10 protein-coding genes and 3 tRNA genes are annotated in these 13703 nt (G+C 72.0%); 1 reads left to right on the top strand and 12 read right to left on the bottom strand.

What is annotated here, in order from left to right:
- Positions 1-39: 39 nt before the first annotated feature.
- Positions 40-1383: a UDP-glucose dehydrogenase family protein gene (locus tag ABD652_RS09470; protein ID WP_344720624.1), complete on the top strand. Its 1344-nt coding sequence runs from the start codon at positions 40-42 to the stop codon at positions 1381-1383.
- A 76-nt stretch (positions 1384-1459) separates the two neighbouring features.
- On the opposite strand, the gene thiL is transcribed toward ABD652_RS09470, so the two are convergent.
- The 12 genes from thiL to ilvC all read right to left on the bottom strand — a co-directional run bounded on the left by thiL (position 1460) and on the right by ilvC (position 13695).
- Entirely contained in the window at positions 1460-2626 is a 1167-nt protein-coding gene (gene thiL, locus ABD652_RS09465; protein WP_344720622.1) for a thiamine-phosphate kinase, read from the bottom strand.
- Positions 2627-2950: 324 nt separating this feature from the next.
- Positions 2951-3023 (bottom strand) — tRNA-Glu (locus ABD652_RS09460).
- Positions 3024-3196: 173 nt separating this feature from the next.
- A tRNA-Glu gene (locus tag ABD652_RS09455) sits at positions 3197-3269 on the bottom strand.
- A 56-nt stretch (positions 3270-3325) separates the two neighbouring features.
- Positions 3326-3397, bottom strand: a tRNA-Gln gene (locus tag ABD652_RS09450).
- 70 nt (positions 3398-3467) lie between these two features.
- A complete protein-coding gene (locus ABD652_RS09445; protein ID WP_344720620.1) occupies positions 3468-4271 on the bottom strand; it encodes an HAD family hydrolase in 804 nt (267 codons plus the stop codon).
- Entirely contained in the window at positions 4271-5812 is a 1542-nt protein-coding gene (gene gltX / locus ABD652_RS09440; RefSeq protein ID WP_344720618.1) for a glutamate--tRNA ligase, read from the bottom strand. Before gltX ends, ABD652_RS09445 begins: the two co-directional genes overlap by 1 nt.
- Before the next feature lie 89 nt (positions 5813-5901).
- Positions 5902-6675, bottom strand: a complete 774-nt coding sequence (locus ABD652_RS09435; RefSeq protein ID WP_344720616.1) for a fumarylacetoacetate hydrolase family protein — start codon at positions 6673-6675, stop codon at positions 5902-5904.
- A gap of 41 nt (positions 6676-6716) precedes the next feature.
- Positions 6717-7799, bottom strand: a complete 1083-nt coding sequence (locus ABD652_RS09430) for a branched-chain amino acid aminotransferase (RefSeq protein ID WP_344720614.1) — start codon at positions 7797-7799, stop codon at positions 6717-6719.
- Between the two features lie 72 nt (positions 7800-7871).
- The gene (locus ABD652_RS09425) at positions 7872-8972 is read right to left on the bottom strand and encodes a 3-isopropylmalate dehydrogenase (protein WP_344720612.1); all 1101 of its coding nucleotides are present in this window, start codon (positions 8970-8972) and stop codon (positions 7872-7874) included.
- Between the two features lie 136 nt (positions 8973-9108).
- Entirely contained in the window at positions 9109-10713 is a 1605-nt protein-coding gene (metG, locus tag ABD652_RS09420; protein WP_344720609.1) for a methionine--tRNA ligase, read from the bottom strand.
- Between the two features lie 224 nt (positions 10714-10937).
- On the bottom strand, positions 10938-12539 hold the full coding sequence (gene serA / locus ABD652_RS09415) for a phosphoglycerate dehydrogenase (RefSeq protein WP_344720607.1): 1602 nt from the start codon (positions 12537-12539) through the stop codon (positions 10938-10940).
- Between the two features lie 130 nt (positions 12540-12669).
- The gene (ilvC, locus tag ABD652_RS09410) at positions 12670-13695 is read right to left on the bottom strand and encodes a ketol-acid reductoisomerase (protein ID WP_344720605.1); all 1026 of its coding nucleotides are present in this window, start codon (positions 13693-13695) and stop codon (positions 12670-12672) included.
- Positions 13696-13703: the final 8 nt, after the last annotated feature.

Here is a 13703-nt window from a genome sequence, read left to right as displayed (position 1 = left end):
CGCCGGTCGAGTCTCGCCGCAGTCCGGGAGCGTCCTATGATGGGGCGCGTGATCAAGAACATCAGTGTCATCGGAACCGGTTACCTGGGCGCCACGCATGCCGCATGCATGGCCGAGCTCGGCTTCGACGTCCTCGGCGTCGACGTCGACCCGGAGAAGATCGAGGCCCTCTCCCGCGGCGACCTGCCCTTCCACGAGCCCGGGCTGCCCGAGCTGATCCGCAAGCATGTGGACTCCGGACGGCTGCGCTTCACCACCGACATGGAAGGCGCCGGCTCCTGGGCCGACGTGCATTTCATCGCCGTCGGCACTCCGCAGGTCGCCGGCGGCACCGCCGCGGACCTGACCGCCGTCGACGCCGCGACCGCCGCGCTGGCCCGCTCGATCACCAAGGACGCCCTGGTGGTCGGCAAGTCGACGGTGCCGGTGGGCACCGCGCGCCGGCTGCAGCGGCTGGTGGCCGAGGAGTCCTCGGACGACGTCGAGGTCTCGCTGGCCTGGAACCCGGAGTTCCTCCGCGAGGGCTTCGCCGTGCAGGACACGCTGCGCCCGGATCGCCTGGTGATCGGCACCGACGCCGCGGACGACGAGCAGGTGCTGCGCGAGGTCTACGCCGATGCCCTGACCCAGGACACCCCGTGGATCAGCACCGACTTCGAGACCGCCGAGCTGGTCAAAGTCGCCGCCAACGCCTTCCTGGCGACGAAGATCTCCTTCATCAACGCCTTCTCCGAGGTCACCGAGGCCGTCGGCGGCGACATCCGGACGCTGGCCGATGCGATCGGCCACGACACCCGCATCGGGCGGAAGTTCCTCAACGCCGGCGTCGGCTTCGGCGGCGGCTGCCTGCCCAAGGACATCCGCGCGCTGCAGACCCGGGTCTCGGAGCTGGGCCTGGACCACTCGATGACCTTCCTCAACGAGGTCGACCAGATCAACCTGCGCCGGCGCGAGCGGGCGGTGACCCTCGCCGAGCAGATGCTCGGCGGCCTGCCCGGCACGCGGATCGCCGTGCTGGGCGTGACCTTCAAGCCGCTCTCCGACGACGTGCGCGACTCCCCCGGGCTCGACGTGGCCAACCGGCTCTACACCGCCGGCGCCGACGTCCTCGTCTACGACCCGGAGGGCAACGAGAACGCCGCGAAGCGCTTCCCGCGGCTGGGCTACGTCGACTCGCTGCGCGAGGCCGCCGCGGACGCCGATCTGGTGGTGCTGACCACCGAGTGGAACGAGTTCAAGGCGCTGACCCCCGACGACCTCGACGAGGTCGTGGCCGTCCAGCGGCTGCTCGACGCGCGCAACGTGCTCTCCGCCGACCAGTGGCAGGCCGCGGGCTGGCAGTTCGCCCAGCTCGGCCGCTACTACGACGACGCCCCCGAGTGAGGCGCCCGAGTGAGGCGCCCCCGCATGGGGTGCCCCGCACGATGATCCGCCGGTGAGCCTGCGCTGACCGTCGGCGTCAGCCGCTCAGCGAGTCCCATCCCGACGACCCCTCGGAGCCCCCGGCGTCCACGCCGGGGGCTCCGTCGTGCGCGCGCACGGTGCCGAGCCGGCGGAATCCCTCGGGCAGCTCGGCGGCGGCGCCGAACGTCGTCAGCAGGGCGTAGTCCTCGCCGCCGGAGAGCACCCAGGCCCGCGGATCCGGGCGGGCCCCCTGCGAGCGGCGACGCAGCGTCTCCGCGACGCGACGCAGGGGCTCGACCTCCTCCTCGAGCGCGGCCGGGTCGAACTCGAGGGCGACGTCGGAGGCCGCGGCGAGACGCCGCGCATCGCGCAGCAGGCCGTCGGAGACGTCCAGCCCCGCCGTGGCGCCGGCACGCACCGCCGCGGCTCCCGAGGTCAGGTCCGGGCTCGGGGCGGTCTGGGCCGCCGCACAGGCGGCCAGCAGGCCCTCCTGCGGGCTCTGCCCCCGCATCGGCCGGGCGTCGGGGGCGACGACCCCGGCCTCGATCAGCGTCAGACCCGCCGCCGCTCGACCCAGCGGCCCGCTGATCGCCAGGACGTCGCCGGGGCGCGCACCGTCGCGGCGCAGCGGCCGGGCGGCGGCCGACGGCTCCGGACGCCAGGGCTCGCCGACGGCGGTGATGGTCACCGCCAGCCCGGGCCCGGAGCCCAGGTCTCCGCCGGCGACGACGCAGCGACCCGCGCCCGGCGCGCGGCAGGCCGCCGTCAGTCCCTCGGGGAGGGCGGTCACCGCCGCCAGCGGCAGGTCGGCCGGCAGCGTGCAGCTGACCAGCAGGGCCAGCGGCTCGGCCCCCATGGCGTTGAGGTCGGAGAGGTTCTGCGCGGCGGCCTTCTGCCCGACGGCGCGGCCCGCCGCGACGGGGTCGGACCACCAGGACAGCCGGAAGTCCTGACCCTCGGCCATGGTGTCGGTGCTCAGCACCGCCTCCGCGGAGGCCAGGCGCAGCACTGCGGCGTCGTCTCCGGGCGGCAGGGCCAGACCGGCGGCACGGGGCTCCTCGGCGTTGTGCGCGTCGATCACCGCCCGCACGGCGGCCAGGACGCGGTCCTCGCCGACCTCGCCCACGGTGATGCCGGCGGGCTCCTCCGTCCCGGCGCAAGGCTCGGCGTCGCGGGCGACGTCGGGCTCGGGACGGGTGCGGATCTCTCGCGGTTCTGCCATGCGTGCCATCCTGCCACGTCGGTTCGGAGGGTCGGCCCTGCCGGGCCGCGGACACGGGGAGGAGACGGGCGCCCTGACAGGCCCGAGCCCCGGAAGCCCCGACGAGGGGCCGACGTCCGCCCAGCTCCTCGAGGCCGGCTGGGTTCCTGCATCGAGTGGCGACTCCCAGCAGCATCTCCGGGCCCGACACGGCGTGTCATCGGAGAGGTGTCTCTGGGAGCCGCCACTCGACGGGAGCACACCCGGCCCGACCGGCGGACGGAAGCCGTGCGGGAGGGACGACGAAGGCCCCCGATCCGGGCGGGATCGGGGGCCTTCCAGCGGTGACCCCAGCGGGATTCGAACCCGCGTTACCGGCGTGAGAGGCCGGCGTACTAGGCCGCTATACGATGGGGCCGTATGTGATTGTCACCCTCGTCAGAAGGCTTTTCCATCCTAGCAGACCCCTCAGAGAGAATCCTTTTCGGAGCAGGTGCCGTCGGTCACCCGACGACCGGCGCCCGACGATTCGAACGCCTGCTCATGGCGGCGGCCCTCGCACTGGGATCAGCACGAGGGCCGCCTGAGCGGTGACCCCAGCGGGATTCGAACCCGCGTTACCGGCGTGAGAGGCCGGCGTACTAGGCCGCTATACGATGGGGCCCTCTCCATATGTCGGGCCCCCGTCTCCGGGGGCCCTCGATCCCCGAGGGGATCTCGCTGGGCTACTAGGACTCGAACCTAGAACGACGGTACCAGAAACCGCTGTGTTGCCGATTACACCATAGCCCATCGGCCGCTGCTCCTCGTCCGGTCATCCGGCCGTCTCCGACCGGTGTTCCGAACGCCTCGCAACGGACAACTACTCTACACGACCCCCTGCTCGATGTACAAAATCGAGTGCGGCCCGCAGCGAGTTGACCTTCGTCACACCCTCGATCTCGGCATGCCGGCCGGCCCGGTCGACCAGCACCGAGAGCATCCCGGCGTCGCGGGCGCCGATGCCGTCGGCGGCCGGATCGTCGCCGATATAGACGCACTGCTCCGGGGCGAGGCCGAGCCGGCGGGCGCCCTCGTGGAAGATGGCCGGATCAGGCTTGACCACGCCGACGGCGTCGATGCCGACGACGTCCGCGATCCGCTCCAGGCCCGCCGTGCGCAGCTTCTCGGTCTGGTAGGCGGCGACGTTGTTGGTCACCGCGCCGACGGCGAATCCGGCCGCCTCCAGGGCGTCGAGGCTGGGATGCACGTCGTCGAAGGGGCCCCAGCGGCGCCGCATCGCCTGCTCATAGGGCTCGCCCCAGAGCTCGGCCAGGGCCTCTGCCGGCGCGCCGCGGTCCGGGAGCGGGACCCCGAGCGCGGCGCAGGCATCGCGCATCCGGGCCACCCGCTGCTCGACGAAGGACAGCTCCCCGGCGAGATAGGCGTGGTACCGCCGCCGACCGTCCTGTGCGAAGAGCTCGGCGGCGCGCCGTCGAGCCTCGAGATCGAGCGCGGCCGGAAGCTGGGCGGCCAGCTCGACGACGGTCGCACGCATGGCCGTTCCCAGGTCGACCAGCGTGTCGTCGACGTCGAAGAGGACCCCGGCCATCGTCCGCGGCGCCCGGCCGGAGCCGGATGATCCGCCGGCGCGCTCCGCGGCGTCCGGCTCCTCGGCCGCGGCCATCAGCCCTCCTGTCGGGCGACCAGCTCGCGACGGAAGCGGGCCAGACGGGCCAGCGAGGAGGCCCGGCCGAGCACCTCCATCGACTCGAAGAGCGGCGGGGAGACCTTGCGCCCGGAGACGGCCGAGCGCACCGCGCCGAAGGCCTTGCGCGGCTTGAACCCCATCCCGTCCACCAGGGCCTCGCGCAGCGCGGCCTCGATGCGCTCAGTGGTCCACGCGGCGTCGTCGAGCTCCTCCAGAGCGGCGACGGCGGCGTCGACGGTGGCCGGCGCCTCCTCGCCGAGTCCGCTGAAGGCCTTGGACTCGATCTCCAGCTGCTCGTCGTCGACGAAGAGGAAGGCCATCATGTCCGCCCCCTCGGCGAGCAGCGCGATGCGCTCCTGCACCAGCGGGGCGGCGCCGTCGAGGATCCTCGCCTGCCGTGCCGTGAGCTCCTCGCCGACCAGCTCCTGGGCCCGCAGATGCGGCAGCAGCCGGTCGCGGAAGTCCTGCGGGTCCAGCCGGCGGATGTGGGTGCCGTTGATCGCCTCGGCCTTCTTGGTGTCGAAGCGCGCCGGATTGCCCAGCACGTCGGCGACGTCGAAGTGCTCGACGAGCTGGTCGACGGTGAAGACGTCCTCGTCGGAGGAGAGCGACCAGCCCAGCAGCGCCAGGTAGTTCAGCAGGCCCTCGCGGATGAAGCCCCGGTCGCGATGGTGGAAGACGTTCGACTCCGGGTCGCGCTTGGAGAGCTTCTTGTTCCCCTCCCCCATGACGTAGGGCAGATGCGCGAAGGCCGGCATGTGGTCGGCGACGCCGATCGCGTGCAGCGCCCGGTAGAGGGCGATCTGCCGCGGCGTCGAGGAGAGCAGGTCCTCGCCGCGCAGCACGTGGGTGATGCCCATCAGGGCGTCGTCCAGCGGGTTGACCAGAGTGTAGAGCGGCCGGCCGTCGGCGCGGGCGACGACGAAGTCCGGCGTGGAGCCGGCGGCGAAGGTGATCTCGCCGCGCACCAGGTCGGTGAAGGTGAGGTCCTCGTCGGGCATCCGCAGCCGCAGCACCGGCTGCCGGCCCTCGGCGCGGAAGGCCGCCTTCTCCTCCTCGGTCAGGTGCCGGTCGTGGTTGTCATAGCCCAGCTTCGGGTCCCGGCCGGCGGCGCGGTGGCGCTCCTCGACCTCCTCCGGCGTGGAGAACGCCTCGTAGACGTGGCCGGAGGCCGTCAGCCGCTCGAGCACGTCGGCATAGATCTCGCCGCGCTCGGACTGGCGGTACGGGCCGTGCTCGCCGCCGACTTCGACGCCCTCGTCCCAGTCCAGGCCCAGCCAGCGCAGCGCCTCGAGGAGCTGCTCGTAGGACTCCTCGGAGTCGCGGGCGGCGTCGGTGTCCTCGATGCGGAACACCAGCGAACCGCCGGTGTGGCGGGCATAGGCCCAGTTGAACAGCGCGGTGCGGATCAGCCCGACGTGCGGCGAGCCCGTCGGCGACGGGCAGAAGCGCACACGCACGGGGGCGGACGGGTCGACGGCGGGGATCGCGGGGCCGGAGACGGCGGGAGTGCTCATAGCGGTGTGGGGGCTCCTGATCGGTGCGGGATGAGGGAGGGCGCGGCGCAGGCGGGCACGACGGCGCGCGGCCGCCCGCGCCGCCGAGGTCAGCGCCGGAAGTGGTTGACCAGCGTGCCGAGGCCCTCGACCTCGGCCTCGAAGCGGTCGCCGTCGGAGACGGCGCCCACGCCGGCCGGCGTGCCGGTGAGGATGACGTCGCCGGGCAGCAGGGTGAAGGCCTGCGAGACCTGGGAGATGAGCTCGGGCACGCCGAAGATCATCTCGGAGGTCCGGCCCTGCTGGACGACGTCGCCGTTGAGCCGGCCGGTGATCTCCAGGTCCTCGACGTCCAGCTCCGTCTCCACCCAGGGACCGAGCGGCGTCGAGCCGTCGAAGCCCTTGGCGCGGGCCCACTGGCCGTCGGTGCGCTGGGCGTCGCGGGCGGTGATGTCATTGGCGACGGTGCAGCCGAAGATCACCTCGTCGACGCGCTCGAGCGGCACGTCCTTGCAGATCCGGCCGATGACGACGGCCAGCTCGGCCTCATAGCTGACCTCCTCGGAGAAGGAGGGCAGGGTGATCGGCTCGTTCGGCCCGGACACGGCGGTGTTGGGCACCAGGAACAGCAGCGGCGAGACCGGCGGCTCGCCGCCCATCTCGGCGACGTGGTCGGCGTAGTTGCGGCCGACGCCGACGACCTTGCTGCGGGGGATGATCGGGGCGACGAGCCGGACGTCGTCGACGGCATGCGAGGTCCCGGTCTGCTGGACGGATCCGTAGAACGGATCGCCGGTCAGCTCGGTGATGGTCTCCTCGCCGGGGTCGCCGGTGACGATGCCGTAGGCGGGCTCGGCTTCAGTGACGAAACGTGCAATGCGCATGCTCGCCAGTCTACTCGTCGCGCCCCGAGCGCGCCGCCGGCTCAGGCCAGGCGGTGCATCCAGCCGTGGCGGTCCGCGACCGCGCCGGTCTGGATGCCCAGCAGCTCCTCGCGGATGCTCGCGGTGACCTCCCCGGTGCCCGGTGAGGCGATGGTCGTCTCGCCGTCGACGAGCTCGCCGATCGGGGTGATCACCGCCGCAGTGCCGCAGGCGAAGGCTTCGACGATCGTGCCGTCCTCGATCCCGCGGGCCCACTCGTCGAGCGTGACGCGCCGCTCCTCGACCGCCAGGCCGCGGTCCTGCGCCAGCTGGATCACCGAGTCGCGGGTCACCCCCTCGAGGATCGTGCCGGTCAGCTGCGGAGTGATCAGCCGGCCGTCGGAGGTGACCAGGAAGACGTTCATGCCGCCGAGCTCCTCGACGGCGTTCTCGTGCAGCGGGTCCAGGAAGAGCACCTGGTCGCAGCCGTGCTCGGCGGCCTGGGCCTGCGCCGCCAGCGAGCCGGCGTAGTTGCCGCCGGTCTTCGCCGCGCCGGTGCCGCCGGGCCCCGACCGGGTGAAGTCCCGGGAGACCCAGATGCGCACCGGTTTGAGCTCGCCGCCGAAGTAGTTGCCCGCCGGCGAGGCGATGACCCGGTAGGAGACCTCGCGCGCCGGGCGGACGCCGAGGAAGGCCTCGGTGGCGATCATGAACGGACGCAGATACAGCGCCGCGCCCTCGCCCTCGGGCACCCAGGAGGAGTCCACGGCGAGCATCTGCTCGAGGGACTCGACGAAGGCCTCCTCGTCGAGCTGCGGCAGGGCCATGCGCGCCGCCGAGCGATTCATCCGCGCCGCATTGGCCCGCGGGCGGAAGGTGTACACGCCGCCGTCGGCGTGCCGATAGGCCTTCATGCCCTCGAAGACCTCCTGGGCGTAGTGCAGCACCGAGGCGGCCGGGTCCAGCGCGATCGGGCCGTAGGCCTCCACGCGGGCGTCGTGCCAGGAGCCGCCGTCGCCGTCGTCGGTCCAGTCGATGATCACCGTGTGGTCGCTGAAGTGCACGCCGAAGCCCGGATCGGCCAGGATCTCGCGGCGCCGATCCTGCGCGACGGGGTGCGGGTTCTCGATGATGTCGAACTGCATACAGGACTGCCTTCCACTCGTCCGGTGCTTCAGGCCCACACTCTACCGCCGCTCCGGCACCGTCTCGACCGGTCAGCCGGCGAGCACGCGCCGGAGCAGCGCCTCGCCGCGGGCGGCGGTGCTCAGCGCCGCGGAGGCCTGCGGATCGCGGGCCCAGTCGGCGATCTGTGCGTCGACGGCGGCCTGGATGCGGGCGGCCGGCCCGGCGTGGCCGAGGTGCTGCAGCATCAGCGCCGCCGAGAGCACCGTGGCAGTGGGGTCGGCGATCTGCTCGCCGGCGATGTCCGGCGCCGAGCCGTGGACCGGCTCGAACATCGAGGGTGCGGTGCCCTCCGCGTTGATCGAGCCGGAGGCGGCCAGTCCGATGCCGCCGCTGATGGCGCCGGCGAGGTCGGTGAGGATGTCGCCGAAGAGGTTGTCGGTGACGATCACGTCGAAGCGCGCCGGGTCCTGGACCATGTGGATGGTCGCGGCGTCGACGTGCATGTACTCCCAGCTCACGTCCGGGTGCTCGACGGCGGCCTCCTCCACGGCCCGGCGCCAGAGGTCGCCGGCCCGGGTGAGCACGTTGTGCTTGTGCACCAGGGTCAGCTTCCGCCGGCGGGATGCCGCCCGGGCGAAGGCGTCGGCGACGACGCGCCGGACCCCGTGGGCGGTGTTCAGCGAGACCTCGGTGGCGATCTCCTGGGCGGTGCCGCGACGGATGGTGCCGCCGTTGCCCACGTAGGGGCCCTCGGTGCCCTCGCGGACGACGACGAAGTCGATCTGCGGGCCCGATTCCTCGCCGACGCCGCGCAGCGGCGAGGTCACCCCCGGGTAGGAGCGCGAGGGGCGCAGGTTGATCGCATGGTCCAGGCTGAAGCGCAGCTTCAGCAGCAGCTCCCGCTCGATCAGCCCCGAGGGGACGCGGTCGTCCTGCGGGTCGGCGCCGACGGCGCCGAAGAGGATCGCATCATGGCCGCGAAGCTTCTCGAGCGTGTCGTCCTCGAGCGTCTCGCCGGTCTCCAGCCAATGGGCGGCGCCCAGCGGGTACTCGGTGCAGCGCAGCCCGACGCCCGCGGAGTCCAGCACCGCCTCCAGCACACGCCGTGCTTCGGTGATGACCTCAGGTCCGATCCCGTCTCCGGGAATGACGGCGATGTCCAGAGTCGTCTGCGCAGAGGTGTCAGCCATGTCGCCCAGAGTAGGGCCCCGGCGCCGCGACGGCGAGAGGACGACGGCGGCTCTCACCATCTGAGACCGGCGCGGCACCACCGCCGGGACGCGCCGTCAGGCCCTTCGGACGACGGCCCGGCCGCCCCCGGGCGCCTCAGTCCTCGTGCCGGGGGAAGATCGGCTGCGGCTTCTCCAGCGGGGTCCCGGGCCGCAGCTGCTCGCCGAAGGCGGCGAAGCTCCGCGGCCCCTCCCCCGAGGCGATGGTGCGGCCGGCGTCGCCGGCCGCCGCCACGCCGAGGGCGTCGAGCAGCCGGGTCGCCGACTCCGGCATCACCGGCTGCGCCAGCAGCGCGACGCGCCGGACGAGCTCGGCGGTCACGTAGAGCACTGTGGCCATCCGCTCCGGATCCGAGGTCTTCAGCTTCCAGGGCTGCTCGTCGGCGAAGTAGGCGTTGGCCTCGCCGAGCACGAACCAGGTCCGTTCCAGAGCCCGGTGGAAGTCCTGGACCTCGTAGGCCGCGCGGTTGATGTCCAGCAGCTCCTCGGCCTGGGCGAGGATCGCCCGGTCGGCCTCGGTGAGCTCGCCCGGCTCGGGCACGGCGCCAGCGCAGTTCTTCACGATCATCGACAGCGACCGCTGGGCCAGATTGCCCAGGTTGTTCGCCAGATCCGCGTTCTTCCGCCCGACGACAGCCTCGTGGGAGTACGAGCCGTCCTGGCCGAAGGGGAACTCGCGCAGCAGGAAGAAGCGCACCGCATCCAGACCGTACTCCGCGACCCACTCGCGCGGGGCGACGACGTTGCCCACCGACTTCGACATCTTCTCGCCGGCGTTGTGCAGGAAGCCGTGGATCATCACGCGCTGCGGCAGCGGCAGGCCCGCGCTCATCAGGAAGGCCGGCCAGAAGATGCAGTGGAAGCGGGAGATGTCCTTGCCGATGATGTGCAGGTCGGCCGGCCAGTAGGCCTGGTAGTCCGCCGACTCGACGTCCGGGAAGCCGGCTCCGGTCAGATAGTTCGTCAGCGCGTCGACCCACACGTACATCACGTGGTTCCGCGTCGTCTCCGCCGCAGTGAGGTCGGCGGGCACCGGCACGCCCCAGTCGAAGGTGGTCCGCGAGATGGAGAGGTCCTCCAGACCGGACTCGACGAAGCGGATGACCTCGTTGAAGCGGCTGGCCGGCGCGGCGAACTCCGGATGGTCCCGGTAGAGCGCGAGCAGCTTCTCCTGATAAGCGGAGAGCCGGAAGAAGTAGCTCTCCTCCTCGGTCCAGGTGACCTCGGTGCCGGTCTCGGAGGCCCGGCGGACGCCGTCGTCGCCGACCTCGGTCTCGTCCTCGGCGAAGTAGCGCTCGTCGCGCACCGAGTACCAGCCGGCGTAGTCGGCCAGGTAGATGTCGCCGTTGTCCACCATGCGCCGCCAGATGGCCTGGGAGGCCTCGTAGTGGTCGGAGTCGGTGGTGCGGATGAATCGGTCGTAGGAGACGTCGAGGACCTCGTCGTCGACGTCGCGGATGGCCTGCGCATTGCGCGCGGCCAGCTCCAGCGGGGTGATCCCCTCCGCCTCCGCCGTCTGCTGGACCTTCTGGCCGTGCTCGTCGGTGCCGGTCAGGAACCGCACGTCGTAGCCGTCCAGCCGCTTGAACCGGGCCATCACGTCGGCGGAGATGTACTCGTAGGCATGGCCGATGTGCGGCTCACCGTTGGGATAGGTGATCGCCGTGGTCAGGTAGTAGGGGGAACGCTGCACAGAAGTCACATCGAGAATCTACCGCACCGGCGTCGACCGCGCCGAGCCGGTGACGTCGCCGCGACCGCCGCCACCGGCGCCGACGCCGCTCCCGACACCGCCCCAGACACCACCCCGGACACGACGACGCCGGCCGTCGGTCCCTGCAGGGACCGGCGGCCGGCGTCGTGCGGCGGAGGCGAGTCGGACCGGTTCAGTCCGGTGCAGCCCGGCTCAGTCCGGTGCAGCCCGGCTCAGCCACGCTCCTCGAGGTCGACCTCGGCGGCCAGGGCGGCGCCGACCTCGTCGGCGATCTCGTCCAGCACCCCGGTCGGCAGCGCGGCGTCGACGGCCAGCACCGCCAGCGCGCGCTCCTCCTTGGTGCTCTGCGAGACCTGCATGCCGCCGATGTTCAGCCCGTGCTGGCCGAGGATCCGTCCCAGCGCGCCGACGACGCCGGGGCGGTCGGCGTACTCGAAGATCACCAGGTGCTCGGTCAGCGGGATCTCCAGGTCGTAGCCGTTGATCCCGATGATCTTCTCGACCTGCTTCGGCCCGGTGAGCGTGCCGCGGACCTCGAACTGCGCCCCGGAGGAGGTCGCCCCGCGCACAGTGAGCGCGTTGCGGTAGTCCCCGACGTCGGGCGTGGTGGTCAGCCGGGTGGTGATCCCGCGCTGCTCGGCGAGCACCGGCGCGTTGACATAGGAGACCTGCTCGGAGACGACGTCGGTGAACAGGCCCTTCAGCGCGGCCAGCTGCAGGGCATCGACGTTGAGCTCGGCGATCTCGCCGGCGGCCTCGGTCTCCACATCGGTGAAGGCGTCGGAGCCGACGGCGGTGAGCACCCGGCCGAGCTTCTCGATCAGCGGGATGCCGGGGCGGACGAGCTCGTCGATCGCGCCGCCGGCGACATTGACCGCGTCGGGCACCAGCTCGCCGGCCAGGGCCAGGCGGACCGACTTCGCCACTGAGACGCCGGCCTTCTCCTGGGCCTCGGCGGTGGAGGCGCCCAGATGGGGGGTGACCACGACGTTCTCCCGGGAGAAGAACGGCAGGTGGGTGGAGGGCTCGGAGGCGTAGACGTCGATCGCCGCCCCGCCGATGCTGCCGGCCTGCAGAGCCTGCTCCAGCGCGTCCTCGTCGACCAGGCCGCCGCGGGCGACGTTGACGACGTAGGCCGAGTCCTTCATCCGCTCGAAGGCCGCCGCTCCCAGCATCCCCAGCGTCTCCGGGGTCTTGGGCATATGGATGGTGACCACGTCGGCCCGCTCGTAGAGCTCCTCGAGGCTGAGCAGCTGCGCGCCGAGCTGGTGCGCGCGGGCGGAGGTCACGTAGGGGTCGTAGGCGACGATCTCCATGCCGAAGGCCTTCATCCGCTCGGCGACCAGCCCGCCGATGCGGCCCAGACCGATGACGCCGAGGACCTTGTCCTGCAGCTCCAGGCCGGCGTACTTCGAGCGCTTCCACTCCCCCGCCTTCAGCGCCGCCGTCGCCGGCGGGATATTCCGCGCCAGTCCCAGGATGTGGGCGCAGGTCAGCTCGGCGGCGGAGACGATGTTCGACGTCGGCGCGTTGACCACCATCACGCCGGCCTCCGTGGCGGCGCTGATGTCGACGTTGTCCAGACCGACGCCGGCGCGGGCGACGACCTTCAGCCGGGGCGCCTGGGCGAGGACCTCGGCGTCGACGGTGGTGGCCGAGCGGACCATGAGGGCATGGGCGTCGGCGAGATCGGCGGCGAGCCGGTCACGGTCGGTGCCGTCCGACTGGCGGATCTCGAAGTCGGGCCCGAGGGCCTCGACGGTGGCGGGCGAGAGTTCCTCGGCGAGGACGACGACGGGGCGGTTGGTGCTCACAGTGTCCTTCTTCTCGGTGGTGGATGGATCGAGTCCGATCGACGGTGCGGAGCTCAGCGATGCGGGGCCGGGCCGCGGACGACCCGACCCCGCTCACTCTACTGCCTCCTGCCTGCTGCCCGGCGACGGGTCAGCGGGAGGCGGTGCCCTCGGTGTAGTCGTCGTCCTCCGGGATCCAGGAGAACAGCTTGCGCAGCTGCCGCCCGGTGGACTCGATCGGGTGCGACTCGTTCTTCCGCCGCAGCTCGGCGAACTCCGGCGCGCCGGCGCGCTGGTCGTCCATGAACCGCTTGGCGAAGCTGCCGTCCTGGATCTCGCCCAGCACCGTCTTCATGTTCTCCTTGACCTCCGGGGAGATGACCCGGGGGCCGGAGACGTAGTCGCCGAACTCCGCGGTGTCGGAGATGGACCAGCGCTGCTTGGTCAGGCCGCCCTCGACCATCAGGTCGACGATGAGCTTCAGCTCGTGGAGCACCTCGAAGTAGGCGATCTCCGGCTGGTAGCCGGCCTCGGTCAGCGTCTCGAAGCCGTACTGGACCAGCTGCGAGGCGCCGCCGCAGAGCACCGCCTGCTCGCCGAAGAGGTCCGACTCGGTCTCCTCGGTGAAGGTGGTCTCGATGACGCCGGCGCGGGTGCCGCCGATGCCCTTGGCGTAGGCCAGGGCGACGTCCTTGGCCTTCCCCGAGGGGTTCTGCTCGACGGCGATCAGCGCCGGCACGCCGCGGCCGGCCTCATACTCGCGGCGCACCACGTGGCCCGGCCCCTTCGGGGCGACCATGGCGACGTCGACGTCGGCGGCCGGCTGGATGTAGTCGTAGCGGATGTTGAAGCCGTGGGAGAACAGCAGCACGTCGCCGGCCGACAGGTGCGGGGCGACCTCGGCGGCGTAGACGTCGGCCTGGTGCTGGTCCGGGACCAGCATCATCACGACGTCGGCCTCCGCGGCCGCCTCGGCCACCGTGGTCACGGTCAGGCCCTGCTCCTCGGCCTTGGCCTTCGAGGAGGAGCCCTCCTTGAGGCCGACGCGGACGTCGACGCCGGAGTCGCGCAGCGACAGCGAGTGGGCGTGGCCCTGGGAGCCGTAGCCGATCACCGCCACCTTCCGGTCGGACAGCACGGCGAGGTCGGCGTCGTCGTCGTAGTACAGGTCAGTCACTTCGAGGT

The sequence above is a fragment of the Nesterenkonia halobia genome, from assembly GCF_039536005.1.
In the GTDB taxonomy this organism is placed as follows: domain Bacteria; phylum Actinomycetota; class Actinomycetes; order Actinomycetales; family Micrococcaceae; genus Nesterenkonia; species Nesterenkonia halobia.
This window is presented reverse-complemented; position numbering and strand designations above follow the sequence as displayed.

Bases quoted from the DNA above. Each gene is read 5' to 3' on its own strand.
- ABD652_RS09470 (WP_344720624.1), top strand. From the start codon at position 40: ATGGGGCGCGTGATCAAGAACATCAGTGTCATCGGAACCGGTTACCTG.
- ABD652_RS09445 (WP_344720620.1), bottom strand. From the start codon at position 4,271: ATGGCCGCGGCCGAGGAGCCGGACGCCGCGGAGCGCGCCGGCGGATCA.
- thiL (WP_344720622.1), bottom strand. From the start codon at position 2,626: ATGGCAGAACCGCGAGAGATCCGCACCCGTCCCGAGCCCGACGTCGCC.
- gltX (WP_344720618.1), bottom strand. From the start codon at position 5,812: ATGAGCACTCCCGCCGTCTCCGGCCCCGCGATCCCCGCCGTCGACCCG.
- ABD652_RS09430 (WP_344720614.1), bottom strand. From the start codon at position 7,799: ATGCAGTTCGACATCATCGAGAACCCGCACCCCGTCGCGCAGGATCGG.
- ABD652_RS09425 (WP_344720612.1), bottom strand. From the start codon at position 8,972: ATGGCTGACACCTCTGCGCAGACGACTCTGGACATCGCCGTCATTCCC.
- ABD652_RS09435 (WP_344720616.1), bottom strand. From the start codon at position 6,675: ATGCGCATTGCACGTTTCGTCACTGAAGCCGAGCCCGCCTACGGCATC.